25 protein-coding genes are annotated in these 25,583 nt (G+C 67.6%); 10 read left to right on the top strand and 15 right to left on the bottom strand.

Features of this window, described 5'->3' with window-relative positions:
* Nucleotides 1–357: 357 nt before the first annotated feature.
* The 4 genes from RJ05_RS12280 to erm all read left to right on the top strand — a co-directional run bounded on the left by RJ05_RS12280 (nucleotide 358) and on the right by erm (nucleotide 5,348).
* Nucleotides 358–777 (top strand): ankyrin repeat domain-containing protein, encoded by a 420-nt coding sequence (locus RJ05_RS12280; protein WP_051016487.1) that lies wholly within the window; start codon nucleotides 358–360, stop codon nucleotides 775–777.
* A gap of 70 nt (nucleotides 778–847) precedes the next feature.
* A complete protein-coding gene (locus RJ05_RS12275; RefSeq protein WP_051016482.1) occupies nucleotides 848–3,097 on the top strand; it encodes a serine/threonine-protein kinase in 2,250 nt (749 codons plus the stop codon).
* A 94-nt stretch (nucleotides 3,098–3,191) separates the two neighbouring features.
* Nucleotides 3,192–4,253 (top strand): tetratricopeptide repeat protein, encoded by a 1,062-nt coding sequence (locus tag RJ05_RS12270; RefSeq protein WP_036537020.1) that lies wholly within the window; start codon nucleotides 3,192–3,194, stop codon nucleotides 4,251–4,253.
* 279 nt (nucleotides 4,254–4,532) lie between these two features.
* Entirely contained in the window at nucleotides 4,533–5,348 is an 816-nt protein-coding gene (erm, locus tag RJ05_RS12265) for a 23S ribosomal RNA methyltransferase Erm (RefSeq protein ID WP_036537018.1), read from the top strand.
* A gap of 59 nt (nucleotides 5,349–5,407) precedes the next feature.
* Here the strand turns inward: erm and thpD are convergent, their stop codons facing one another.
* The 7 genes from thpD to RJ05_RS12230 all read right to left on the bottom strand — a co-directional run bounded on the left by thpD (nucleotide 5,408) and on the right by RJ05_RS12230 (nucleotide 10,970).
* Nucleotides 5,408–6,280: an ectoine hydroxylase gene (gene thpD / locus RJ05_RS12260; protein WP_174343930.1), complete on the bottom strand. Its 873-nt coding sequence runs from the start codon at nucleotides 6,278–6,280 to the stop codon at nucleotides 5,408–5,410.
* 14 nt (nucleotides 6,281–6,294) lie between these two features.
* A complete protein-coding gene (locus RJ05_RS12255; protein WP_014351408.1) occupies nucleotides 6,295–6,690 on the bottom strand; it encodes an ectoine synthase in 396 nt (131 codons plus the stop codon).
* Nucleotides 6,691–6,701: 11 nt separating this feature from the next.
* A complete protein-coding gene (gene ectB / locus RJ05_RS12250) occupies nucleotides 6,702–7,964 on the bottom strand; it encodes a diaminobutyrate--2-oxoglutarate transaminase (protein ID WP_036537116.1) in 1,263 nt (420 codons plus the stop codon).
* Nucleotides 7,964–8,566, bottom strand: a complete 603-nt coding sequence (ectA, locus tag RJ05_RS12245) for a diaminobutyrate acetyltransferase (RefSeq protein WP_228783772.1) — start codon at nucleotides 8,564–8,566, stop codon at nucleotides 7,964–7,966. The genes ectB and ectA overlap by 1 nt, the downstream gene beginning before the upstream one ends.
* 144 nt (nucleotides 8,567–8,710) lie before the next feature.
* A complete protein-coding gene (locus RJ05_RS12240; protein ID WP_051016480.1) occupies nucleotides 8,711–9,769 on the bottom strand; it encodes a sensor histidine kinase in 1,059 nt (352 codons plus the stop codon).
* A gap of 23 nt (nucleotides 9,770–9,792) precedes the next feature.
* Entirely contained in the window at nucleotides 9,793–10,503 is a 711-nt protein-coding gene (locus RJ05_RS12235) for a response regulator transcription factor (protein ID WP_036537015.1), read from the bottom strand.
* Nucleotides 10,504–10,658: 155 nt separating this feature from the next.
* A complete protein-coding gene (locus RJ05_RS12230; protein ID WP_014351414.1) occupies nucleotides 10,659–10,970 on the bottom strand; it encodes a hypothetical protein in 312 nt (103 codons plus the stop codon).
* 238 nt (nucleotides 10,971–11,208) lie between these two features.
* Here RJ05_RS12230 and RJ05_RS12225 point away from each other — a divergent pair, with 238 nt between their 5' ends.
* The gene (locus RJ05_RS12225; protein WP_036537012.1) at nucleotides 11,209–11,547 is read left to right on the top strand and encodes a hypothetical protein; all 339 of its coding nucleotides are present in this window, start codon (nucleotides 11,209–11,211) and stop codon (nucleotides 11,545–11,547) included.
* Here the strand turns inward: RJ05_RS12225 and RJ05_RS12220 are convergent.
* From RJ05_RS12220 to RJ05_RS12210, 3 genes are all read right to left on the bottom strand, one after another.
* Complete coding sequence (locus tag RJ05_RS12220; protein WP_051016476.1) at nucleotides 11,541–12,593, bottom strand: PP2C family protein-serine/threonine phosphatase; 1,053 nt, start codon at nucleotides 12,591–12,593, stop codon at nucleotides 11,541–11,543. The genes RJ05_RS12225 and RJ05_RS12220 overlap by 7 nt on opposite strands.
* Nucleotides 12,594–12,802: 209 nt before the next feature.
* Nucleotides 12,803–14,176, bottom strand: coding sequence for an FAD-dependent oxidoreductase (locus tag RJ05_RS12215; RefSeq protein WP_036537009.1), 1,374 nt, complete (start codon nucleotides 14,174–14,176; stop codon nucleotides 12,803–12,805).
* A gap of 123 nt (nucleotides 14,177–14,299) precedes the next feature.
* Nucleotides 14,300–15,856: a flavin-containing monooxygenase gene (locus RJ05_RS12210; protein ID WP_036537008.1), complete on the bottom strand. Its 1,557-nt coding sequence runs from the start codon at nucleotides 15,854–15,856 to the stop codon at nucleotides 14,300–14,302.
* Between the two features lie 96 nt (nucleotides 15,857–15,952).
* On the opposite strand from RJ05_RS12210, the gene RJ05_RS12205 reads away from it, so the two are divergent.
* Nucleotides 15,953–16,588, top strand: coding sequence for a TetR/AcrR family transcriptional regulator (locus RJ05_RS12205; protein ID WP_165448859.1), 636 nt, complete (start codon nucleotides 15,953–15,955; stop codon nucleotides 16,586–16,588).
* Between the two features lie 55 nt (nucleotides 16,589–16,643).
* Nucleotides 16,644–17,789: an LLM class flavin-dependent oxidoreductase gene (locus RJ05_RS12200; protein WP_036537006.1), complete on the top strand. Its 1,146-nt coding sequence runs from the start codon at nucleotides 16,644–16,646 to the stop codon at nucleotides 17,787–17,789.
* 381 nt (nucleotides 17,790–18,170) lie between these two features.
* Here the strand turns inward: RJ05_RS12200 and RJ05_RS12195 are convergent, their stop codons facing one another.
* A complete protein-coding gene (locus tag RJ05_RS12195; protein ID WP_036537003.1) occupies nucleotides 18,171–18,893 on the bottom strand; it encodes an SDR family oxidoreductase in 723 nt (240 codons plus the stop codon).
* A gap of 100 nt (nucleotides 18,894–18,993) precedes the next feature.
* On the opposite strand from RJ05_RS12195, the gene RJ05_RS12190 reads away from it, so the two are divergent.
* The gene (locus RJ05_RS12190) at nucleotides 18,994–19,848 is read left to right on the top strand and encodes a helix-turn-helix transcriptional regulator (protein WP_036537000.1); all 855 of its coding nucleotides are present in this window, start codon (nucleotides 18,994–18,996) and stop codon (nucleotides 19,846–19,848) included.
* A gap of 104 nt (nucleotides 19,849–19,952) precedes the next feature.
* On the opposite strand, the gene RJ05_RS12185 is transcribed toward RJ05_RS12190, so the two are convergent.
* The 4 genes from RJ05_RS12185 to RJ05_RS29350 all read right to left on the bottom strand — a co-directional run bounded on the left by RJ05_RS12185 (nucleotide 19,953) and on the right by RJ05_RS29350 (nucleotide 23,105).
* Nucleotides 19,953–20,417, bottom strand: a complete 465-nt coding sequence (locus RJ05_RS12185; RefSeq protein WP_036537102.1) for an NUDIX domain-containing protein — start codon at nucleotides 20,415–20,417, stop codon at nucleotides 19,953–19,955.
* Nucleotides 20,418–20,422: 5 nt separating this feature from the next.
* On the bottom strand, nucleotides 20,423–21,676 hold the full coding sequence (locus RJ05_RS12180) for a DegT/DnrJ/EryC1/StrS family aminotransferase (RefSeq protein ID WP_036536996.1): 1,254 nt from the start codon (nucleotides 21,674–21,676) through the stop codon (nucleotides 20,423–20,425).
* Nucleotides 21,673–22,653, bottom strand: coding sequence for a Gfo/Idh/MocA family protein (locus RJ05_RS12175; protein WP_249040496.1), 981 nt, complete (start codon nucleotides 22,651–22,653; stop codon nucleotides 21,673–21,675). The genes RJ05_RS12180 and RJ05_RS12175 overlap by 4 nt, the downstream gene beginning before the upstream one ends.
* Nucleotides 22,654–22,763: 110 nt before the next feature.
* Nucleotides 22,764–23,105: a hypothetical protein gene (locus tag RJ05_RS29350; RefSeq protein WP_138445608.1), complete on the bottom strand. Its 342-nt coding sequence runs from the start codon at nucleotides 23,103–23,105 to the stop codon at nucleotides 22,764–22,766.
* Between the two features lie 253 nt (nucleotides 23,106–23,358).
* On the opposite strand from RJ05_RS29350, the gene RJ05_RS12165 reads away from it, so the two are divergent.
* Both RJ05_RS12165 and RJ05_RS12160 read left to right on the top strand, forming a co-directional pair.
* Nucleotides 23,359–24,582: an NsdA family TPR-like regulatory protein gene (locus RJ05_RS12165; RefSeq protein WP_036536990.1), complete on the top strand. Its 1,224-nt coding sequence runs from the start codon at nucleotides 23,359–23,361 to the stop codon at nucleotides 24,580–24,582.
* 47 nt (nucleotides 24,583–24,629) lie between these two features.
* Nucleotides 24,630–25,466: a phosphotransferase gene (locus RJ05_RS12160; RefSeq protein WP_249040497.1), complete on the top strand. Its 837-nt coding sequence runs from the start codon at nucleotides 24,630–24,632 to the stop codon at nucleotides 25,464–25,466.
* Nucleotides 25,467–25,583 lie beyond the last annotated feature (117 nt).

Below are 25,583 nucleotides of genomic sequence, written 5' to 3'. Positions count from 1 at the left end.
GTATGACCGCTGCGCACCCGCAGATCCGGGTAACGACCCGTGCGCGAATGGGCGCGACCACTCGGCCGTCGGCGCCCCGGCCGCCGGTGTAACGGGCGCCCGAACCCGCGCGCTGTAGTCGGTGGGGGTCACGTCAACGCGCGCCGACACATGAGAGGTTCTGTCATGGTTCACCCGACCGTCGTCCCGTCCAACCCGATCAACGCCATCCTGATGGCACTGTCCTGGCTGATCTGCTCGATTTCCGCCGGCGAGGGCTGCGCGATCATCCAGTGACGCGTGTAGCGGACTCCGGTCCCGCGCCGAAGGTCGCCGACCTGTCCGGACGTGTCCGATGCGGCTGGTAGTAATGGAGCGGTGACTGCGGACAACGGCCCTGCCCCCGATTCCGGCGACCCCGCGATCGACCCCGAACTGGTCGACCTGGCCACCGCCGTGTTCGCCCTGGCGCGCTCCGGCGCCGCCGATCAGCTGGCCGCCTATCTCGACGCGGGTGTGCCGGTGAACCTCACCAACGAGCGCGGCGACACCCTGCTGATGCTGGCCGCCTACCACGGGCACCGAGACGCGGTCGGAGTGCTGCTGGCGCGCGGCGCCGACCCCGACCGGGCCAACGACCGCGGCCAGACCCCGCTGGCCGGGGTGGTGTTCAAGGGCGAGACCGAGATCGTGCGCGATCTGCTGGCCGCCGGCGCCGACCCGGACGCCGGAACTCCCTCGGCACGTGAGGCCGCCACCATGTTCGGCAAGACCGAGCTGCTCGAGCTCTTCGGCTGACGCCGGCGACCCCGCGACGCGACCAGGAAAGAAGCCGACGCAGCACTGCTGACGGCGTTACGATGCGCACATGGCGCACTCCGCCCCGCCTGCCTCCGGGGTGACCGTCCAGCCCGACCGGTCGCCGGAGACATCGCGTGGCAACCAGGTCGCCGAGGTCGTCGAACGATTCGCCCAAGCGTGGCAGGAAGGCGACAGCCCGCCGGAGCTGCGCAGCTATCTTCCCGATGCGCCGGCGATCCGGCGGGTCTCGCTGATCGAACTGATCAAGATCGATCTGGCCAACCGCTGGCAGCGCGGCACCGCCCCGAAACGGCTGGCCGAATACGTCGACGAACTACCCGAGCTGCGCACCTGGCCGCTGCCGCCGGACCTGATCTACGAAGAGTTCCACATCCGCAGGCGTTCGGGCAGCTCCGTCGACGTCGACGAGTACACCGCCGCCTATCCCGAACAGGCCGAACAACTCTCGCAACTGCTGACCACCGAGGACTATCACAGCACCCTGCTCGGCGGACGAGCCGAACCGGCGAATCTGGATGAGCTCGAGGTCGGTCAGCGCATCGACGACTTCGATCTGATGACCAGCCTCGGGCGCGGCGCGTTCGCCCGCGTCTTCCTGGCCAGGCAGCGGTCCATGCAGCGGCTGGTGGCGGTGAAGATCTCCCGCGACAAGGGCACCGAACCGCAGACGCTGGCCCAGCTCGACCACGACTACATCGTGCGCGTCTTCGATCAGCGCGTGATCGACGGGCCGGGCTTGCGGCTGCTGTACATGCAGTACGTGCCCGGAGGCACCCTGCTCACGGTGCTCGAACGAGTGCGCGACACACCGGCGGTGCGGCGCAACGGGCAACTGCTGCTCGACGTCATCGACTCCGTACTGGCGGGCAAAGGCGAGATCCAGCCCGCCGAATCGCCGGTGCGCGCCGAACTGGCGAAGTTGTCCTGGCCGGAAACGGTGGCGTGGCTGGGCCGCAGGCTCGCTCAGGCGCTGGACTACGCGGGCGGGGTGGGCGTGCTGCACCGCGACGTCAAACCGGCCAATGTGCTGCTCACCGCCGAGGGTGTACCGAAACTGGCCGATTTCAATATCAGCTTCAGCGGCAGCGTCTCCGGTGACAGTCCGGTCGCCTACTTCGGCGGTTCGCTGGCCTATATGTCGCCCGAACAGTTGTCGGTGGTGCATCCGGACCGGCCCACCGCCGCGGCCGACCTGGACACCCGCAGCGACCTGTACTCGCTGGCCGTGGTGCTGTGGGAATTGCTCACCGGACGCAAACCCTTCGGCGACGAGAACGCCACCGGCGGCGATCGCACCGCCCTCGACTCCATGCTGGACCGGCGCGCGCACAGCCCCGACGACCTGCCCTACGCCGATCTCCCGCCCGGCACCCCCGCCGCCCTGCGACGCGCCCTGGTGCGGGCACTGGACCCGGATCCGGCCAAACGCTGGGAGCGCGGGGCCGATATGGCCCAGCAGTTGCAGGTGTGCCTGGACGCCCGGGCCCGCGATCTGGTGGACCCGCCGCCGGGCAGCGCGCGGCTGCGGGCCCGCGGTTGGGTGCATCCGATCATGGCCCTGGCCATCGCGGTGCCCAACCTGCTGGCGATCCTCTACAGCTACAACCACAACCGCACGCTGATCATCAGCAAGCTCGACGCCGACGCGCAACGGACCTTCGACCGGGTCGCCTGGACCAGCTACGGTGTTGGCTTCCTGATCGGCGCGATCGTGACCATCGCGCTTGTGATGCATCTGTGGCTGATCATGTACGGGTTGCGCCACGGCAAGGCCTATGACGCGGCCACACTGGCACGTGCCCGCTCCGACACACTGCAACTGGCCAGTCGCAATGTGCTCACCTGCTTCGTGCTGTGGGTGATCACCGGTGTCGCGGTGCCGGTGTCGGTGCAGCTGTCCGGCAGCCAGATCAGCGCCGAATCGTCGGCGCACTTCTTCCTGACCCAGATCGTCTGCGGCGCGATCGCCATGGCGTACCCGTATTTCCTGGTGAGTTTCTACGCGGTGCGCTGCCTGTATCCGGCGTTTCTTCCGCTGGGCGGGCTCGGCGCCGACGACAGCAGGCAGTTGCGCGCGCTGGACCGGCGCAGCACCTATTTCCTGACCGTCGCCGCCGCGGTGCCGTTGCTCGGTGCGGCGGGGGTGACCTTCATCCCGTCGGCCGACATCGACTCGGTGATCGTGCCGCTACGGGTGCTGTGTTTCGGCGGGGCGCTGGCCTTCGTCGGCGTGTACTGGTTGTTCCGGATGCTGGAGCGGGATCTGGCGGCACTCGAACGCATCGTCACGCACTGAAACGCCGCGAAATCGCACGCGACGGCGAGTACGGTATAGCCGCCGCGCGGGGTCGATCGCGGTGATCGGGTATCGGGGAAAGGCGGGGCTAGACATGATCGAACCGGTTACGTCCACGGTCGCACCGGCGACCGGCACACCGTCCCTGGCCGGGCCCGAACTACCGCTGGCCGCCCGCTACCGCAGTGCCGACCCGATCAGCTGGCACGGCAGCATGGTGTATCCGATGTACACCGAACAGCTCACCGGTTCGGCCACCAACCTGACACTGAGCTTGCTGTCGGCGACGCCGCCGCCGGGGTTGCGCGGGCTCGGCATGGGGCTGTCGATGGTCGACGGCTATGTCGGGGTCGACCGGCGCAGGCTGGCGGGGGTCGACGTCTGGCGCGACGCCCTCGAACGCGGCATCACCGTCGAATTGTCGGCCGCCGGCCGTGGGGCCCTGTACTCACTGACTCCGGTGTGGCGCGACGCCGACGGGACCGCCCGGTCCTGGTCGGGCAACTACGGCATCGTCGTCGAGCGCGCGGCGGGCGGACGCATCGTGCTGTGGTGCAGTTTGGGGGCAGGGCCGCCGCATTTCGGCGATCTGGTAGTGGAGGTGAGCGCCGCGCCGGCCGACACCACCCCGATGCCCGCGGTGGGCGCAGGGCCGGCACGCACTGTGCGCACCGGCGAACCGCGCCACCCGTCGACTGCCTCGGGCTCGCTGCGTCCGGAGCCACGCGCGGCACGCACCGGAAGCACAGCCGCACCGCTCGACCGACCGTCCGAGAGCCCCGCCGATACCGGACCCGCGCCGAACGAACCCGGCGCGGCCGGCCAGCGCGACTATCGCAGCGCGCTCTACGACCTCGGAGTCGCGATGTTCGCCCGGGGTGAGGAGGAGCAGGCATGCGAGCTGTGGTCGCAGGCGGCGGCAGGCGGGCACGGTGCGGCGGCCTACGACCTCGGTGTGGTGCGGTTCCGGCAGGGCGAATTCGACGAGGCCGAACGCTGCTGGCGCATCGCGGCCGAGCAGCGGGGCGTGCGGGCGATGGCCGGGCTGGCCGAACTGCTGGAACGGCGCGGCGCCACCACCGAGGCACAGTTGTGGCGCACCCGCGCGATCACCGCGAAGACGGTCGCGGAATCGCTGTCGCGGCGCGCGGTGTGACCGCGCGAAATTCGGTGGACACCGCATAGCGCGCGGGTTTAGCGTGACCGGCATGAGTGGCATCACAGGTCAGCACGCGGCGTGCGCGGCCGGCGTGTACTTCATCCGCCTGCGCACGGTGGCCCGGGCTCTGCCGGTGCACCGCATCGCGCGCTGACCAGACCGCTGATCGCGTCCAACACTCCCCCGCGGTTCTGGTAACCGTCGTCTCCACGTGCCCTGGCATGGGTCCGGGCGAATCACGCCTTCTGATTCGTCCACTCCGTCCGGAGGACTCCCATGTCCCGCAAACGTTTCCCTCCGCATGCCCGTACCACGAGCACGCGGAAGCAGCTGTCGCAGAACTTTCTCGTCGATCCGCGCGCCGCGCAGACCATCGTCCGCGCCGCCGGTGTCGGCGCCGGTGACCTGGTGCTCGAGATCGGCGCCGGGGACGGCATGCTGACCCGGCAACTCCTCGCCCGCGGTTACCGGGTGATCGCCTACGAGAAGGACCGCTACTACGCACGGCGACTGCGCGCCCGATACGCACAAGATCCGCGAATCCGAGTGGTTCACAACGATTTCCGAGGCACGAAAGCACCGAGCGCGCCGTTCGCGGTGATCGCCAACATCCCCTTCGGCATCAGCACCGACATCCTGCGCTGGTGCCTGGCCGCCGAGCACCTCACCTCGGCGACGCTGCTCACCCAGCGGGAGTTCGCGCGCAAACACTCCGGCGATTACGGCCGATGGAGCAAACTCACCGTCACCCACTGGCCCGCGATGACGATGACGCTCGGCCCGCACATCCGCCGCAGCAGCTTCGACCCCGTGCCCGGCGTCGATGCCGCGGTGCTGCGCCTCGCCCGCCGACCGCAACCGCTGCTCACCGGCCCGGAAAGCGCCACCTACCGAGCGATGGTCGAGCTCGGCTTCTCCGGCGTCGGCGGATCGCTGGCGGCCTCGCTACGCCGTGGCTTGCCTGCCGCCGCGGTCCGCACCGCCTGCGCGGCCGCCGGAATCGCCGGCGACGAACCGGTCGGGCTGGTGCACCCGGACAGCTGGATCACTCTGTACCGGCTGCTGCGCCGGGTGCCCGCGCACGCCTGTTGACACGCAGCGGCGGCGGGAAGGGATCCCCTTCCCGCCGCCGTCAGGACGCGACCGTCGGCTCAGATCGGCGTGAAATCGCGGCTGGCGATGTAGGTCGGGCGCCGCGCCGGAGCCGCGAACGGCTCCTCCAGGGTGTTTTCCACGCTGTTGAACACCAGGAAGATGTTCGAGCGCGGGAACGGTGTGATGTTGTTGGCCGACCCGTGCATGATGTTCGAGTCGAACACCAGCGCCGAGCCGGCCCGCCCGGTGAACTGCGCGATGCCGTACTTGTGCGCCAAGTCCTCGATATCGGCCTGGGACGGGACCCCGATCTGCTGCTCCCGCAACGATTCCCGATAGTGATCGGCCGGTGTCGCACCCTGGCACGGCACGAAAGTGCGGTGCGAGCCCGGCATCACCATCAGGCTGCCGTTGAACGGGTAGTTGTCGGTCAGCGCGATGGAGATGCTGACCGCACGCGGAGACGGCATGCCGTCCTCGGCGTGCCAGGTCTCGAAATCGGAGTGCCAGTAGAAGCCGGTGCCGCCGAAACCGGGCAGATAGTTCACCCGGCTCTGATGCAGGTAGACCTCCGACCCCAAGATCTGCCGGGCCAGCCCCGCGACCCTCGGCTGCGCTGCCAGCTCCGCGATCGCGGAACTGAGCTTGTGCACCTCGAACACCGAACGCACCTGATTCGAGGATTTCTCCACGATCACGCGCTCGTCGCCGCGCAGCGCGGGATCGCCGGCGAGCCGGTCGATCTCCCGGGCGAAGCGCGCGACTTCCTCCGGGGAGATCAACTGGTCAAGGATCGTATACCCGTCGGTGTCGAATCCGGCGAGCTCGGGTGCCTCGATTCGACCCCACACCGTCGCGTCGTGGCGCTCGAGGTGCGGCGCCGGTTCCGGGGTGCGGGTCGGGTAGTGATCGATCCGATTGTGTGCCAACGTCGCGTCCTTTCTCAGCTGGCCGGAACGGCGACCAACGGATAGACGCCGTTCTCGTCGTGAACCTCCTGCCCGGTGACCGGCGGATTGAACACGCACATCATGCGCATCCGGGTACGCACCTCGAGCTGGTGCTTTTCATGGCCGTCGAGCAGATACATCGAACCGGGGCCCAGTTCGTAGGTCTGATTGTTGGTCAGATCGGTCAGGGTGCCCTCGCCCTCGACCAGCCAGACCGCTTCGACGTGGTTCTGGTAGTGGAAGACGTGGGTGGTGCCTGCCTCGATGGTGGTCTCGTGGAAGGAGAACCCCACCCGGTCACCGCCGAGCACGATCCGCTTGCTGCGCCAGCCGGTGCCGGCCACATCGCGGTCGGTTCCGGTGATTTCTTCAGTGGTACGCACGATCATGTTCGGCCTCCTCAGGCGCCGCAAACGGTGTGGACCGCGCCGGTCAGGATCTGCAATCCATGGTCGAGCTCGTCCTCGGTGATGGTCAAGGGGGGCAGCAGCTTCACGACCTCGTCGGAGGCGCCGGAGGTCTCGGCCAGCAGGCCGCGTTCGAAGGCGACCTGGCAGACCTTGCCCGCCTGCGAGGCGTCGTCGAAGACCAGGCCGTGCACCAGGCCGCGGCCGCGGGTCGAGATGCCGGGCAGGCCCTCGCTGATCGCGCCGAAGGCCTGGGCGATCTGCTCGCCCTTGGCCTCGGTGGCGGCTTGCAGCCCACCGTCGGACCAGTAGTGCTCCAGCGCCACCTGCGCGGTCACGAACGCGGGGTTGTTGCCGCGGAAGGTGCCGTTGTGCTCACCCGGTGCCCACACATCGTGTTCGGGCTTGAACAGCACCAGCGCCATCGGCAGGCCGTAGCCGCCGATCGACTTGGACAGGGTGACGATATCGGGCGTGATGCCCGCCGATTCGAAGGAGAAGAACGGGCCGGTGCGCCCGCAACCCATCTGCACATCGTCGACGATCAGCAGGATGCCGCGCGCCTCGCACAGGCTGGCCAGATGCCGCAGCCACTCCGCCCGCGCCAGGTTCACTCCACCCTCACCCTGCACGGTCTCCACGATGACGGCGGCCGGACGGTCCAGACCCGAGGAGGAGTCGTCGAGCACACGCTCCATCCACTGGAAGTCGGCGGTGGTGCCGTCGAAGTAGCCGTCGTAGGGCATCGGGGTGGCGTGGTTGAGCGGCACACCGGCACCCGCGCGCTTGGCGGCGTTGCCGGTCACCGACAGCGCGCCGAGGGTCATGCCGTGGAAGGCGTTGGTGAAGCTGAGCACGGTCTGGCGACCGGTGACCTTACGGGCCAGCTTCAGCGCGGCTTCCACGGCATTGGCGCCGGTCGGTCCGGGGAACTGCACCTTGTAGTCCAGCCCACGCGGAGCCAGCAGTGTGTCACGCACCGTTTCCAGCAGTTTCCGCTTGGCGACGGTGGACATATCCAGCCCGTGCGTCACACCGTCGGAGGCGATGTAATCGATGAGGGCCTTCTTGAGGATGGGGTTGTTGTGCCCGTAGTTCAGGGCGCCGGCGCCGGCGAAGAAATCGAGAAAATCCTTACCTTCTTCGTCACGCAGCCAGGCGCCTTTCGCGGTTTCGAAAACCGTGGGCCAGGAGCGGCAGTAGCCACGCACATTCGATTCCAGTGCGTCGAAGATCGTCGTGTCAGCGGTGATCATCATAGATCCCTTTCAGTTTTACGGGCGATCGGTGCGATTCGGTACAGGTCCTCGGCGATATGGCTGTCGGGAAAATCGCCGGGAGTGAACAACTCGGTCTTGGTCATCTCCGCGTCGCGGCGCCGCGCCAGCGCGGCGAACATCGCGATCGAGGCCGGGTTGTCCGGTGAGACGGTCGTCTCCAGGGCGTCGACGCCGGGTCCTTCGGCGTCGATCAGGTTGTCCACCAAGCGATCGAGCATCGCGACGCCGAGTCCACGGCCACGCTGATCGTGATCGACGGCGACCTGCCAGACGAACACGGTGCGCGGGGACTCCGGGCGCAGATACCCGATCACGAAGCCGACGACGCGGCCGTCGACCTCGGCCACGACGGAGGTGGCGGCGAAATCGCGGCACCACAGCAGATACGCATAGCTGGAATTGGTGTCCAGCACCTGCGAATCCTTCGCGATACCCCAGATGCGCGCCCCGTCGCGAATTTCCGGGGTCCGCAGAATCGGAGCACCGGCGGTGGGCCGGTGCGATCCGGAACGGGTCGCCGCGGAATCGACGCGCGCAGGGTCGTCGTCGGTCTGTGTCGGCAAAGCTTGCGTTGACATACAACTCCGAGGTCGATGTTCTGTACTTTCCCAGGCTTACGAATGAACTTTGAGCTGACCTGGTCGAGGACTTTACGATTGTGTTACGGCCGTGTGACGCCGTTCATGAACTCCGCATTTTCGGGATATACCTCACGTTTCATTTCACTCGATAGCGGGCAAGCGAATGGTGAATCGCGCGCCGCCGCCGGGGCGGGCACCGCATTCCACGGTGCCCTTGTGGGTGGCGACCGTTTCGGCCACCAGGGCCAGGCCGATACCGGTGCCGCCGTCGGCGGTGCGGCGGCTGGTGCGCGCGGTGGCGAACCGTTCGAAGATCCGGTCGCGATCGGCCGGTGGCACGCCGGGGCCGGCGTCGTCGACGGCGATGACGGCGTGGCCGCCCGCGCGGTGCACGGTGACCGCGACGACTCCCCCGCCGTGCCGGTCGGCGTTCTCCAGCAGGTTGACCACCGCACGCTCGAGTTCGAGCTTGCGGCCGCGGACGACGACGTCCTCGGCGACGGTCAGCAACTGCACCGGATGCCTGCTGTCGCGCAGGGTGTGGGTGAGCAGCTCGGCCACCGACAACGGGTCGGCATCGCCGTGGTGCATGCCCGCCTCGACCCGTGCCAGCGCCAGCAGGTCGTCGAGCAGCCGTCGCAGATGATCCACCTCGGCGGTGACCAGGGCCAGAGCCCGGCGCGAGCGTTCCGGCAGATCGTCACGATGGCGGTTCAACACCTCGACGCTGGCGGTGAGGGTGGTCAGCGGCGTCCGCAGCTCATGGCTGACGTCGCCGAAGAGCCGGTGTTCACGGTCGATGCGCCGTTGCAGCGAATCGACCATCCGGTTGAACGAGTCGACGGTACTGGCCAGGTCCTGATCGTGGGTATCGGGCAGGCGGATGCCGAGATCACCGGAGGCGATCTTGGCCGCCGCCTCGGCGACATCACGCAGTGGCCGCAGTACCCGGCGCCCGACCCAGATCCCGACCGCGGCGCCGAGCGTCGCGGCTACCAGCGCACAGCAGATCACCAGCACCGGGCGGTTGACGACACGTTCCCCGAGGGTGACGCCGTCCTCGCCCAGACGGGCGAAGACCAGCAGCACCAGGGCCAGTGACATCAGGCCCGAGGTCGCCGCAAAGGCGATGGTGACCCGGCCCCGTAGGCTCCACAGGCCCGGGTCGAGCCGGGTGCGGACGCGTTCGGCGTTCGTCATCGACGCTGAGATGGGCGGCCCGCTCAGCGTTGCACGTCGAGCCGGTAACCGAGACCACGCACGGTGACCACGATCCGCGGGTCGGACGGATCGCGTTCGATCTTGGTGCGCAACCGGCGCATGTGCACATCGACGATGCGCTCGTCGCCGAAGAAACCGCGGTCCCAGACCCGCTCGAGCAGCACCGACCGGCTCAGCACCCGGCCGGGCACCTCGGCCAGCTCGCACAGCAGGCGGAACTCGGTCAGCGTCAGTGCGATCTCCTCGTCGCCGCGGCGGACCGCGCCGCCGTCGGGGGCGAGGATCAGCGGTGCGTCCGGATCGGCGTCGAGCACCACCTCGACCGGCGCTTCCCGCTCGGCCGAGAGCCGGGCGCGGCGGCGCAGCGCCCGCATCCTGGCGGTGATCTCCTTGATCTCGAAGGGCTTGGTGACGAAGTCGTCGGCGCCGGCTTCCAGCGCCGCCACCACGTCGTGGGTGTCGTCGCGGGCGCTGACCACGATGATCGGCACATCGTGATCGCGGCGGATCTCACGGATGCAGGTGAACCCATCCATGCCACCCAGCATCAGATCGACGATCATCACATCGGGAACGCCGTTGCTTCGCAGATGATCGAGCGCGTCCTCGGCCTCCTCGGCTTCTTCGACGTCGTAGCCCTCGTCCTCCATGGCCAGGCGCAATGCGCCTCGGACCCTGTCGTCGTCTTCCACGATCATCAGGCTCGCGCTCAATATTCAAATCCTTTGCAGATACGCGGAGCGCATCGCGGCGCGGAGGTTCGCATCCCCAGACCGACGCGATGTTCCGCTTTTCAGCTTTTCTCGAGCAACTTTCCGGTAACAGTAGTGCCCTGTATGCCCGATTGCTAAACCTCGCGTGAGATCGCTCACCGAACCGGTCGGTCCGGACGCTCCAATCGGAAGAAGTTGCTCGGACTGCCGTCGGGGCGTCGTTCCTGGTAGCGGAAGCACAGCTGACGTGCGTCGAAGGTGGCGAACCAGTCGTCCCAGTCGACGGGCAGCAACCCCGCGCCGCCGTAGCGGGGGAAGTCGAAACGCAACACTTCGACGCGTCCGTTGTAGTCGCTGCCCGGCATGGTGGCCGGGTTGGCGCCGCGCCTTTCGGCCCAGCGACGGATGACGTCGTGGTTGGTGGTGACCATGGTCTGTCCCGGACCGGCCGATGGTCCACCGTTCATGACGAACCTCCTCGCGGTAGGTGCGTGCGTAGCGGTCACCGATGAGCGAACCGTCGAGACGATCGCACCGGCTCGCCGACTTGATACCCGTGCCCGTTCGGCGACAAACCACCGGACAGGCAGCTGTCCGCGGATGCCCTGGTGGCGGGGATCTCGATTGTTTCGGCGGTCGCGGGGTACTCGGCGGTTGTCACCATCCGGACGCTCACCCCGGATCATCGACCGGAAGGAGAACGCGATGGCAGCCGCGCCCGACGATTCGACCAGGGGTTTCCACCGGGACTCCCCGCACGTTCCCGAACATCATTTCCCCGACGAGACCCGCACCACCCGCGCGCATGCGGGCGAGGCGATGGAGGACGTGCGCAACTGGCCCGGCATCGTGATGTGCGCGCTCGGGCTGGTGGCCGTCGCTCTCACCTTGACCGCGGCCGGCTACGGCTATGAGGGCTGGGCCATCGTCGGCGGTATCGCCGCGGCCGTCCTGCTGATCGGCGGCGTGGCCGTCATCGCGCTCGAGCATCGCCGGGTGAAGGCGATGCACGGGCACAAACTCACCGACCAGCAGGGTCACTGACCGTTTGCCACCGCGGGCGCGGCCGGCTCAGATGGGTCCAGAGCACCCACCGGTACCAGCGCCACGGTGATGTTGTCGCCGCCGCCGCACGCCACCGCGTAATCGGCCAGATCCCTGGCAGCGAGGGCGGGCGGCTTCGCCGTGGCTATCGCGGCCAAGGCGACCGGATCGGGCAGATAGTTCCACAGCCCGTCGCTGCACAGCAGCAGCACGCCAGGGCCGGTGCACCGGAAGCTCTGCACGCTGCGCGACGACCACGGCTGCTGGTCGTAGTCGGCGCCGAGCCAGCGCAGCAGGGTGTGCGCGCGTGGGTCGTTCATGGCGGCGGCCTCGTCCATGGCGCCGGCGTCGACGAGGGCCTGGGCCCAGGAGTCGTCGAGGGTGAGCCGCCGGGACGCTGGTTCGGCGTCGTCGTCGCCGGTATCGCCGGGGACCAGCCAGTAGGCGCGGCTGTCACCGACATTGGCGACGGTGATCGTGGCGTTGCCCGCGCCGTCGTCGTGCACGATGGCACCGACGTAGGTGCACGAGGGTGAGTCGCCGTCGATCGAGGCGATGTCGCGGACCGCGGCCGCGGCGGCGGCCAGGCCCGCGGTGGCCGCGTCCTCGACGGGCCTGCCCTCGGCCAGCGCGCTCAGGCAGGCATCGACGCCGGTGCGTGCGGCGGTGCCGGAAGCCGCCTGCGGATTCGGCGAGGACGACACGCCGTCGCAGACAACGGCCACCGTAACGGGCGCGCGCCCGCGTGCGGGGATACCGACGCCCGCGGCGACCGCGTCCTCGTTGCGCGCGTGGGCCACACCGCGGTCGGTGACCAGCGCGACGGCGCCCAGGTCGGCCTCGAACCGGTCCGGCGGACCGGGCACATGGGCGCGCCCGGGATGCGCGGGCCGCGGGCCCGGCTGGGCCGTGGCCTCCGCGTGCGGCAGGGCGACGCGTCGCACCGGCTCGGCACCTCCGCCCACGGCAGACGCTTCGGAGGGCGCGGGGATCGGAGTGGTCAAGAACTCCGAGCTGCCCAGTCCCGCACCGGCTTCCGGGCTCATCTGCTCACCGCCGCTCGCGCCGCGGCATCGGCGCCCGATCCTTGCCCACGGTGTAGCAATGCCCTTCTGTCCCAGCGGCTGTTCACCGATTCCCCAGGCTGCACCGCGCCCCCCTTCTGATCATGGTTGTCGATCGACGATAGTACGGGAGCGGTGACCGGGTATGCCCGCAGATCGCCACGATGGGTCCACACTGTGTGCCGGGCGGGTCAGCCGCGCTCGCGCACGGCCGTGACGGCCTTGCGCGCTGCCACCAGTACCGGGTCCCAGACCGGCGAGAACGGCGGCGCGTATCCGAGATCCAGCGCCGTCATCTGCTCGACGGTCAGCCCGGCGGTGAGCGCGACCGCGGCGATGTCGACGCGTTTGCCCGCACCCTCGCGACCGACGATCTGCACGCCGAGCAGCCGGCCGGTGCGGCGTTCGGCGAGCATCTTCACCGTCATCGGTTCGGCGCCGGGGAAATAGCCGGAGCGACTGGTCGATTCGATGGTGACGGGCACGTATTGCAGGCCGATGGCGCGAGCGTCCTTCTCCCGCAGCCCGGTTCGCGCCACCTCGAGATCGCAGACCTTGCTCACCGCGGTGCCGACCACGCCCGGGAAGGTGGCGTAGCCGCCACCGACATTGGCTCCGATGATCTGGCCGTGCTTGTTGGCGTGCGTGCCGAGGGCGATATGACGCTCGACGCCGGAGACCAGATCCAGCACCTCGACGCAGTCGCCGCCGGCCCAGATGTCGTCGCGGCCGCGCACCCGCATGGACAGGTCGGTCAGCAGGCCGCCGTGGGTGCCGAGTGGGAGCCCCGCGGCCTCGGCGAGGGTGGTCTCCGGTCGCACGCCGATGCCGAGAACCACCACGTCGGCGGGATATTCGGCCTGTGCGGTGACAACGGAGCGGGCACGGCCGTCGCCGTCGGTGCCGATGGCGGTGACTTCGGCGTTGCCGACGATCTTCACCCCCATGCCGCCCATGGCGGTGCGGACCAGAGCCCCCATATCGGGATCCAGCGTCGACATCGGCTCGGCGCCACGGTTGACCAGGGTGACCTCGAAGCCACGGTTGATCAGCGCCTCGGCCATTTCGACCCCGATGTAGCCGGCGCCCACCACGACCGCGCGCCGACCGGCCGCGCGCTCGAGAGTATCGATCAGCGCCTGGCCGTCGTCGAGGGTCTGCACGCCGTGGACGCCGTCGGCATCGATGCCCGGTAGCGGCGGGCGAATCGGCCGGGCACCGGTAGCGATGACGAGTTTGTCGTATTCGGTCCAGGATTCGGCGCCCGAATCCAGCTCGCGGGCGCGCACCCGGCGCTTGTCGATATCGATCTCGACGACCTCGGTGCGCATGCGCAGATCGATGGCGCGGGACCGATGTTCCTCCGGTGTGCGTGCGATCAACTCGTCGCGGTCGCTGACAGCGCCACCGACCCAGTACGGGATTCCGCACGCGGAGTAGGAGGTGAAATGCCCGCGTTCGAAGACGACGATCGCCAACTCCCCTGGCCCGCGCATCCGGCGCGCCTGCGAGGCGGCCGACATGCCCGCCGCATCGCCGCCGATGATCACCAGTCGCTCGCTCATAACGCCACGCTACCGAGCGGGCGCTGCCGTCGACGGCATTCGGCGTGCCGCCGGTGGATGGTGTACGCCACGACGACGGCGCCGGTCGAGCCCCGCGGGACCCGACCGGCGCGCGAGGTCGAATCAGGCGGTGCGGGTACCGATCAGCGGCAGCCGCCCGGCAGCTTTGCCGAGTACGCCGCGCGGACTCGCCTGCCGGATGCCGGTGACCGTGGCGCCCGCGGCGTCGGTGAACACCAACGCGTCGTCCTCGACGGGGCTGTTCCGCAGGTAGGCGCGGTCGCGGTAGTAGTTGTTGATGACCTTCCACGGACCGCGCGCACCCTGGCGCGGCATGACGCCGTCGCCGCGCTGGATGTAGCCCGAGGTCAGCGCGCCGCCCATGAGCGAATCGGCGGACCGGTCGGCCTCATCGGCGCGCGGAACGACCTGGGTGTAGCCCTTGTCGCGCATGTAGTTCAGCAGCTTGCAGAAGTACTCGGCGGCCAGGTCCGCCTTGAGCGTCCAGGAGGCGTTGGTGTAGCCGAGCACGACCATCGCATTGGGGACACCGTCGAGCAGGGCGCCCTTGTAGAGCACCCGATCACGGGTGACGACCGGTTCGCCGTCGACCTCGAGGGTCGCCCCGCCGAGCATCTGCACGTTCAGGCCGGTCGCGCTGATGATGATGTCGGCGGGCAGTTCCTGCCCCGAGGACAGCTTGATGCCGGTCTCGGTGAAGGTCTCGATGGTGTCGGTGACGATCGAGGCCTCACCCGACTTCAGCACCTTGAACAGGTCGCCGTTGGGTACCACGCACAGCCGCTGGTCCCACGGGTTGTACTTCGGCGTGAAGTGGCGCATGTCCACGTTCGGGCCGACGGCCAGCCGCACCGCCGACAGCAGCAGCTTGCGGGCCACATCGGGCTGCTTGCGCGACAGCTCGTAGGTGGCGCGCTGCAACGCGATATTGCGGGCGCGGCCCAGCTTGTAGGTGAGCGCGGCGGGAACGCGGGCGGCGTTGAAGCCGACCGAGACCGGGTCGTCGCTGGGGATGGCCGCGATGTAGGTGGGCGAACGCTGGAGCATGGTCACGTGCTCGGCGTCGTCGGCCATGGCCGGGATCAGCGTGATCGCGGTGGCGCCGGAACCGATGACGACCACCCGCTTGCCCTTGTAGTCCAGGTCCTCGGGCCAGTGCTGCGGGTGCACCAGGCGGCCGCCGAAGCGCTCCTGGCCGGGGAAGGTGGGCTGGTAGCCCTTGTCGTAGTCGTAGTAGCCGGTGCAGCCGATGAGGAAGTTGCTGGTGTAGACCTCGGTCTCACCGGTCTCTTCGTTGATCGCTTCGACCGTCCACTGGCCGGCCTCGCTGGACCAGCTCGCCTTCACCATCTTGCGGCCGAAGCGGATGTGCTCGGTCACGCCGTACTCGGCGGCGGTCTCCTCGACGTAGCGGCGGATGCTCGGGCCGTCGGCCAGCACCTTGGTTCCGGTCCAGGGACGGAAGCCGTAGCCGAAGGTGAACATGTCCGAGTCGGAGCGGATGCCCGGATAGCGGAACAGGTCCCAGGTGCCGCCGATGGCGCTGCGCCGCTCCAGGATGGCGAAGCTGCGCCCGGTCTGCTCCTTGGCCAGATGACAGGCCGCGCCGATTCCGGACAGGCCAGCGCCGATGATCAATACGTCGACATGCCGCGTCATTGAGTTCCTCGTCTGGTCGCACTCGGACACCTTCGACCGAGTTCCATCTGACTTTACACTTAGTCAGATGCCTGGAATCATGACAGAATGTCGGCCGTGAGTCCAGCGCGCGTCTACGGGGGCCTGACCGCCGAACAGCGACATGATCAACGTCGCGCTCGGCTGATCGAGGCCGCCACCCTGCTGCTGGGCACCCGCGGCGCCGCCGAAACCACCGTCACCGCGGTGTGCGCGGAGGCCAAGCTGACCTCGCGGTACTTCTACCAGCACTTCAGCGACCGGGACGCGCTGCTGCGCGCGGTGGCGGTCGAGCTGGAGAACATCCTGCGCCGCGAGGTGGAACTGGCCGCCCCCGCCGATGGGGCGGCACCGGACGAAGTGGCGCGGGCGACGGTCGGCGCGTTCGTGCGGATGATCGCCGACGATCCGGTGATGGCGCGGATCCTGTTCATCGAATCCGCCGCCGAACCGGTCATGCGCGAGCTGCGCAGCGAGATCATGACCCGATTCACCGATCTGGTGCTCGCGCATGCGCAGCGCTATCTGCATCTGGCCGAATCCACCATCGCGGTGGCGCATCTGGGATCGACGTTGGCCGTCGGCGGCCTGTTCGAGGTGCTGCGGCGCTGGCTCGACGGCGAACTGGACTTCGACGCCGAGCAGATCATCGAGCACAGCGCGGGCCTGTTCGGCTTCCTCGCCGCCTATGTGAGCGTCGTGCAGCCGGATTAAAACCGCGCTGGTTTCAACCAGTGACCAGCCGCCGCCGGCCGTCGACGATGAGCGGATGAGCCTGTCGTTTCATTGGTTCCTGCCCACCTACGGCGACTCCCGCGGCCTCATCGCGGGCGGTCACGGTACCGCCATGTCCGGCGACCGTCCCGCGAGCCTGCGCTACCTGAACCAGATCGGCGCCGCCGCCGAGGACAACGGTTTCGAAGCGGTGCTGACGCCGACCGGCGCGTGGTGCGAGGACGCCTGGTTGACCACCGCCATGCTGGTCGAGACGACCGAGACCCTGAAGTTCCTGGTCGCGTTCCGGCCCGGCCTGATCAGTCCCACCCTGGCCGCGCAGATGGCGGGCACCTTCCAGCGGCATTCACGCGGACGGCTGCTGCTGAACGTGGTGACCGGCGGCGAACCGCACGAGCAGCAGGCCTACGGCGATTTCCTGGACAAGACCCAGCGCTACGCGCGCACCGGCGAATTCCTCGATGTCGTCCGGCAATTGTGGACCTCGACCGAACCGGTGAGCTTCGACGGTGAGCACATCCAGGTACGCGAGGCGCTGCTGAACAACCGCCCCGACCCGGTGCCGCCGATCTTCTTCGGCGGTTCGTCCGAACCGGCGGGACCCGTGGCCGCGCGGTACGCCGACACCTACCTCACCTGGGGCGAGCCGTTGCTTGCGGTACGCCGCAAGCTCGAGTGGATTCGCGGCCTGGCCGCCGAGCGGGGGCGCACGCTCGATTTCGGGCTGCGCATTCACGTCATCAGCCGCGATACCTCCGAGGAGGCGTGGGCCGAGGCCGACCGGCTGCTGGCCGGTATCGATCCGGCCGACGTCGAGCGGGTGCAGGCCAACCTCGCGCGCAGCGAGTCCGAGGGCCAGCGGCGGATGCTCGAACTGCACGGCGGGCGCACCGACCGGCTCGAGATCGCACCGAATCTCTGGGCCGGCGTCGGGCTGGTGCGCGGCGGCGCCGGCACGGCCCTGGTGGGCTCCCATGCCGAAGTCGCCGAGCGCATCGCCGAATACGCCCGCCTCGGCATCGACCACTTCATCCTCTCCGGCTACCCGCATCTCGAGGAGGCCTACTGGTTCGGCGAAGGCGTGCTGCCGATCCTGGAACGCAAGGGGTTGTGGCGGCATCCGCATCGGCGTGAATTCGCGTCCACCGGGACGCCCTTCGCGGCGTCGTCCAGTACCTGAGGGGCGTGGAATGGCAGTCGGTGCAGGTGTGCACCGACTGCCGAGTCGCGTCAACCGCAGTTCTGTAGACCGGCCGGTCGGTCCGCCGCGCCTTCTCGATAGGCCCGCCCTCGTGCGCCATTCGCCGCACCAGTTAGGGCCTGTACCCGAGTTCACCTGCGAGAATGGTGATCTCGCAGCTCTGACACGGCACGGTTTCGGCAGTTGATGCACACACGCACGGCGTGCGCGGACCGAATGCGAACTCGCCCTGGCAGGCGGTGCACCCGCGGTTCCACGTGAATCACCACTCCCCCAGGCGTTTTCGCTGTAACGAGATCAGCGCGCCATCCTGCCACTCGACATCCCGGATGGCATCGCGCGTCCCCGCTGCCCTGCCGATCACCAGGGCAACCGTCCCGCGCGGTCGAAGTACCCTCCGGTCGGTCCGTCCGGGCCGAGGGTGGCGAGCCGAACGATGGCATCGGTCCCCTCGGTGACGGTCTGGGTTCCGCTGTTGCCGTTCAGGTCGGTGGCGGTGTAGCCGGGGTCGGCGGCGTTCACCTGGATGCCGGGCAGCGCGCGGGCATACTGCGAGGTGATCATGTTGAGCGCGGACTTCGAGGCCGGGTAGCCGAGGCCGTGCAGGGTGGATTCCAGCCGGGCGGGGTCGGAGGTGATGGCCAGCGAGCCCATTCCGCTGGACACCATGACGATGCGTGGTTGGGCCGACCGGCGCAACAGCGGCAGGAACGCGTGGGTGACGTGGATCGGCCCGAAGACGTTGGTCTCGAAGACCTCGCGCACGTCGGCGGCGACGGTGTCGGCGGGCGCGACCCACGGCCCGCCGATCCCCGCATTGTTGATCAGCACATCCAGGTGCGAGACCTGCTCGCCGACCAGCTTCGCCGCCGCGGCGACCGACTCCTCTGAGGTGACATCCAGCGGCACGAAGCTCACCTGGTGGCCGGCCGCGGTGAACTCGTCCGCGGCCGCACGTCCACGTTCAGCGTCACGCGCGCCGAGAAACACCCGCCACCCCAGTTCCGCCAGCCGGCGCACGGTCTCGCGGCCCAGCCCTTTGTTCGCCCCGGTGACCAGGGCCGTCGTCGTTGTATCGCTCATGCCATCAGCGTGCCGATCAGGCCGGCCGCTGGGCAGGACCGATACGTCCTGGGATCAGCGGTACCACCCCGCGAACGCCGGACTGCGCGATGATCGTGGCATGGATCGCTCCGAACTCGCGGCGCAGCTGCGCCAGGCCCGCGCCCGAGTCCGCCCCGAGGACGTCGGCCTGCCCGCGGGCTCGCGCAGGCAGGTCCCTGGGTTGCGGCGTGAAGAAGTCGCGCAGCTGGCCGGGGTGAGCGTCGACTATGTGGTCCGGCTCGAACAGGGCCGCGGCCCTGTGCCCTCGCCGTCGGTGCTGGCGGCCCTGGCGCGGGCGTTGCGCCTCGACGATGACAATCGCGATCTGCTGTTCCGGCTGGCCGGCAGCGAGCCGCCCGGCGCCGACCGGATCGCGATGGTGGTGCGCGCGAGCGTGCTGCGGCTGGTGCTGGACCGGATGGTCGATCTACCCGCGCTGGTGCTCTCGGCCAAAAGCGACGTGCTGGCCTGGAACCCGATGGCGGCCGCGCTGCTCGGGGACTTCTCTCGCTGGCCACCAGCCCGCCGCAACATCATCTGGCAGGCGTTTTTCGGCGACGGCCCGAGCCGGGTGGTCCTGGCCCCCGAGGACATCGACACCATCACGGCGACCTGGGTCGCGAGTCTGCACGCCGCCCGCGCCCGCTACCCCGCCGACCCCGAGCTCGATCGATTGATCACCGAGCTGCGCACCGGCAGCCCGCGATTCGAGCGCCTCTGGGCCCAACGCCGCGCCGCCCACTTGCGCAACACCCGCAAAACCATCAACCACCCCGACCTGGGCACCCTCACCCTGGACTGCGACACCCTGCTCGTACCCGACAGCGACCAAACCGTCGTCGTCTACTCCGCAGCACCCGGCACCCCCGAAGCCGGCGCCCTCGAACTGCTGAAGGTCACGGGAACCGAGCAGTTCACGAACCCGAGAGCCTGACCTCGGGTCTACGGGGTCCGGGATCACTTCGGCTCGGCTCGAAGACCGCCACCAGCGCAGCCGCCGATCGGCTCGAACTCGGCGATTGTCCGGCCGGAACCCGGTTACGCGCCGTCCGAATGGTCCCACATCCCATCGGCATTCCGATACAGAACAAGAGTCTGTTTCACCGCTTCGGTGACCGGGGGTTCTTCCGTGAGCACGGTCCAGGTATAAGCATCATGCTCGGTAAGCCGGACCGGTTCCGGAGCGACGCACTCAACAACGAAATTGAACTGACGGCTGCGCTTCCCGCTCCCGGAGCGGTAGTCGAAACTATCGACATAGCGGCCGATTCCGGCGACCTGGAGCCCTGTTTCCTCCTGAACCTCACGGGTGAGGGCACACTCGAGACTTTCGCCCGGCTCGACTTTGCCGCTGGGCAGTTCCCATATTCCGCCCATGAAGTCGTCGCCGCGACGGCGCAGGAGAAGGATGCGGCCATCGTGTTCGACGACAGCGCCCACAACGAGCTGCTGAACTCCGTCGCGTTCTGCTTGCGTGGTGAGGTCTTCGATACGGGTCGGCATTCTGCTCATCCTTTCAGTTCGTCGGCGTTATGGATGACCTTCGCGATCGCGTCGAGGTATAAGTCGACGACGGGAAGGTCTTGTTCGCGGTGCCATACCGGCAACTTGATCGTGTGGTGGTACAGATGCTCGGCCTGCCGGAATTCCCCCGGCCGATAGGCGAACTCGCCAGCGTACCCAGGGAACAGGGCACCGGGGCTCTGGAACAGTTCCAGGAGGTTGAGAGGACAGGTGGAGCCCGGGCGATCGACTTCACGGCAGCCTTCGGCAAGTAACGCCTGGTGGAAGCGTTCTATGGGTAGACCGCCGAGTTCGTTACCGCGGTACTGCAATGCCATCCCGTACCAAGAGGGCCGCACCTGGGCGCCGGGACGAGGTGCGGTAATTCCTGGTAAGCCATCCAGTCGGTCTGCCATGTAGGCGGCAATACGGCAGCGACCTGTGAGATATTCGTCGAGGAGAGCGAGCTGGTTGAGAGCGATGGTTGCGGCAAGGGGGTGGATACGATGCTTCAAGCCCATGCCAGTGACCGCGTACCTGTGTAGAGAGTGGTGTTCAGGTATTTCAGTGCGGCAGCGTTTGTTGTATTGGCCATGCAGGAGCACACGGTAGTAGACGTGCTCATCGTCGGTGAGTACGAAACCTCCTTCGCCGGCGGAGAGCGGTTTGGGACCGTTCATGCTGAATGCGGCGGCCCGGCCAAAGGTACCGACCTTACGACTATCGATACCGGCACCGTGGGCGTGGGAGCCGTCTTCGAGGAGTTGCAGCCCGTAGACCTCGGCGAGCCCAGCGAGGCTCTGGACTTGCGCAGGCAAGCCCCACATGTGAGTTACCACAATGGCTTTAGTCTTCTCGGTGATGTGTCGGGGAAGTTCCCGCGGATCGAGGTTGCCGGTTGGGTCGCAGTCGGCCAGGACCGGGACTACGCCGAGGTGCAGGAGCGGTGTGGCGGTCGCGAAGAACGTGTACGCCGGGACGATGACCTCGTCTCCGGGGCTCAGTCCGCAGGCAGTGTACATCGAGTACAGACCTGCGGTCCCTGAGCTGGTGAGCACGGCGTATCGGGAGCCGAAGTAGGCGGCCAAAGCGTCTTCGAGCTCGGCGATCACGCCGGATCGGTCGTATATCGAGATCGTGTTATCGAGTTGGGCCAGTACCGCGTTGCGGGTGAGATCGTTCATTGGAGGCCACTGAAAATGTGGAGTGGGGTCCTCGATGGTCGGTGTGCCGCCCAGTAGGGCGAGTGGTGAGTTCACCGAAGCTCCTTCGGGTCTACCGGGGTGTGGGTCCGGGCGGATTGGTAGCAAGCGGTCACGAACCGCATGTGGGCCAAATGCTGGCGTGGTCCGCTGGGGTTGGGCCGTTCGCCGGCGATTACCCTTCGGAAGAACTCGATCTGTGAGGCAGCGGCTGACGGCCAGGCTTGCTCGCGGACCAAGGATTCGACAACTCTTCCGTCGTTCGTGAGCCTCCGGATCCGTCCACGTTCGAGGTGCACGATGCCTTTGGAACCGACGAGTCGCAGGTCCTCGGTCTTGGGACCGATGAAACGGGACATCAGAATCGATCCGTACTGGCCAGAGTCGTAGGAGAAATGCACCAGTGCGGTGTCTTCGGCATCGTATTCGCGGTCCGGTCGAGCCGCCGTAGACAGGTCCGCGATGACGAGGTCGGGGAGACCGAAATACCACAGCACCAAGTCGATGACGTGATAGCCCATGTCGATGACGCAGCCTCCACCAGCGGTGGCGATATCACCACGCCAGCCTTCGGAGGGATCCGAAGTGTGCAGTGTGTAGCGGGCGTCGACGACGAACGGCATCCCGATCTGGTCGGCCAGCTGAGGAAAGCTCATATAGATCGGGTTGAAGCGGCGTTGCAGGGTAACCATCAGTTCGATCCCCGACTTCTCGCACAACCGCGCCAGCTCGCGGGCCTCGGCGAGGGACGTGGCGAATGGTTTCTCCTTGAGCACATGGACGCGGTGCTCAGCTGCGGCCTCGATTACGCGGCGGCCGATGCTGTGCGGAACGCATACGACGACAAGGTCCAACTGCTCGGACCGCAGCATCGCAGTGAAGTCGGTGTACCCGGGGACGCGGCAACGGTACTGGTGCTCGCGAACGACCTCGGGATCCTCGTCGCAGACCGCGACGAGCTCGGCAGACTCGCAGGATGCGAGGCCAGGAAGATGGTCGTCGACCGCTTGCCTGCCCAACCCGATCACGCCCACCCGTACCGGTTCGAATCTACGCTGCATGAGTGATGATGGCCGGTGAGCTGACCCACCCGCGCCCTGAGGGAGGGCACGAGCCGTGGGCACATGGGCACAGTTCAGTGTCGTCACCGGATCACTCCGACCGGCTCACGGTTCGAGTCCATGGCCCCCTCCGCGACGAGAACTCCTACCCCGGCCTCGCACCACAACCGCGCCTCTGTCACTTGCCGAACGGCGGTCTGGCGCTTCAGATGCCCGAGGTCGGGCACAACGACATTGCGGCACTGGGCGCGCCGCACTTCCGCGATGAGCGCATCGAGAGCAGCGCACCCGTAGGTCCGCTCGTGGAATACCATGCCCAGGTCGTAGCCATGGCGATCCGCGAACTGCTGAATTCTCCTCTCACATTCCCAAATGCGTTCGCCTGCGACATCCAGTCGCAGATAGCCGTACGCAAGTGGTTTCATCGGCATCTCCTCCCGCCAGGCCGAACCAGGGTCTCGGCTGGTGCGGCGTGTGTCGAACAGCTCCTCCAGCCTTGCGGGCTGGGCGTTTCCTGGAGGGCAGATTGCGGGGCAGATCACGGAGAACGCGCTTCGGGATCCGAGGCGTCGATAGACTGGGCGCGGCCTACCGAGGGGATCGAAGGTGCCGGTTCCAAATCTGAAGTTGCAACAGCGTCGAGAAGCGACCCCATCGCCGACCATGCCAGGGCGGCCAATGAGCCGCGTCGAGCTGGCCGAAGCGGTTAACGATCACCTGTGGCGAACCACAGGCCGCCGCCGCGACCTCGACGCCCATACGATCGCGCGCTATGAACGGGGCGCGGTGCGCTGGCCTGGCAAAGACTATCGTCGCGCCCTGTGCGCAGTTCTGAACGCGACCGAAACCGAACTGGGCTTTGCTCCCGGCCGCAGGAATAAACCCGAAGGCGCACGAGATGCTCTGGCAGTCAACTTGTTCAGTCCATTCGACGCCAGCCAGATTCCCGCTGATTATGTATCCGGGGCGCAAAACGTAAGCCGGGTGGGGCGGTCCGACGTGGAAACGGTTCAACATGCCGTCACCGCCGCGGCGTCAACGGAGAACCTGCGCGGAGGCGGCTCGGCATCCGACAGCGCTGCGAAACACCTCCGCGCTTTTGCTCCACTGCTCACCGCCCGAGCGGCTCCCGTTACCAGGCAGGCATTGTGCGAGGCGGTCGGCAACCTCAGCGGGATCGCTGCATACTCCGCCTTCGATATCGCCGCATACACCGAGGCCGAACGACGTTTCCGGTTCGCCCTCTGGTGCGCGGATGCCGCAGGGTCCTGGGAACTACGCGCGGCGACCCTGGCCGATATGGCCCGCAAGACTGCCTACATCGGAAATCCGGACGGAGCGCTGTCACTGATCGAACTGGCGCATGTCCGCTCCGACCGACTGACCTCCACTACCCGCGCGATGCTCGCCACACTGCGCGCACAATTCCTGTCGGCGCTGCGCCGAACTGACGAAGCCCTATCCGAAGTTGCGCGTGCCGATGAGCACTTCGCTGCCCGCAGGCCAAGCGAGGATCCGCCTTGGATGTGCTACTACGATTACGCCGAACACCTCGGCAGCACCGGCAAAGCCCTGATCCCCGTCGCCGTTGCGCGCGGGCGCATCGACCTGGCTGCTCCCCGAATCCGCCAAGCCATCCGGCTCCAAGGCGACAACTACCCCCGCTCGAGAACCTTCTCTCGCATCCGGCTAGCTGGATTGACCATGCAATTGGGCGAGCCACGCACGGCAGCCGCTTTCGGCTTGGAAGCAGTGGCCGATGCCACCAGATTCCATTCGCAGCGTATTCGAGATGAGCTGCGAGGTCTCGCCGTCACCGCTTCGCCGCACCGGAGAATCACCGAAGTCGCCGAACTTTGGCATACGATCGCCGCACTGCCGGAATTCGAGGCGATCCCATGACCCGGGCTTCGTCTTCGGCAACGGAGATTCTCGAACGAGCCGCCGACGTGGCGGGCCTCGATGCCTCGACTGCAACGCCACTCCGCACCGGAGCGCACACCATCTTCGAACTGGAAGATGGGATCATTGCCCGGATCGGAAGCCCGGGTAGAGCTGACACCGCGCGTCGGGAATTGCGAATCTCTCATTGGCTCAACGACTCCGGGGTCCCCACGGTTGAGGCCGAGGAGACGCTGCCACAGCCGATCATTGTCGAAGATCGACCCGTCACCTGGTGGCGGCTGATCCCCAACCATCGCGCCGCCACCCCCGCCGAACTCGGCTCAGCCCTCGCCCGCCTCCACGTCCTCGACCCACCAACCACCTTCGAACTACCGGAATACCAGCCGCTCGCAGGAGTGGCTGAGCGAATCACCACCGCCACCACCATCAGCCAGGACGACAAGCAATGGCTGACCCGGCACTACACCGCAATTCACCGGCGCTACGAACAACTCCCACCAACGAACCGACGCTCGGTGATCCACGGCGACGCCTGGCAAGGAAACCTCGTCGTGCCCCCTTCCGGCACACCGATCTTCCTCGACCTCGACAAAGTTTCCATCGGCCGCCCCGAATGGGACCTCGTCCAGCTCGCCGTCGACCACACCGACTTCACCCGCCTCGGCGCCGACGACTATCACTCCTTCGTCACCGCGTTCGGCGGATACGACATGACCACCACACCTGAATTCCGCGTCTACGCCGACATCCAAGAACTCCGCTGGACGGCCTTCGCGATCAGTCTGTCCCACCAGAACCCAGCCGCAGCAGCCGAGGCCGCCCACCGCATCGCCTGCCTCCGCGGCCGCTTCCCGAAACCATGGATATGGAACGCGCTATAACGAGAGGCCACTGCAGTTGCGGCCGCCGACCAGACTCTTCTCCGGAGCGTCTCAAACGCATCACTTACAGTGACGACGCGCTCCCCGAAAGTCCACCGTCAAGTGGGCGAGCCGTCC

This window comes from Nocardia cyriacigeorgica NBRC 100375 (genome assembly GCF_000308555.1).
GTDB lineage: Bacteria > Actinomycetota > Actinomycetes > Mycobacteriales > Mycobacteriaceae > Nocardia > Nocardia cyriacigeorgica.
This window is presented reverse-complemented; position numbering and strand designations above follow the sequence as displayed.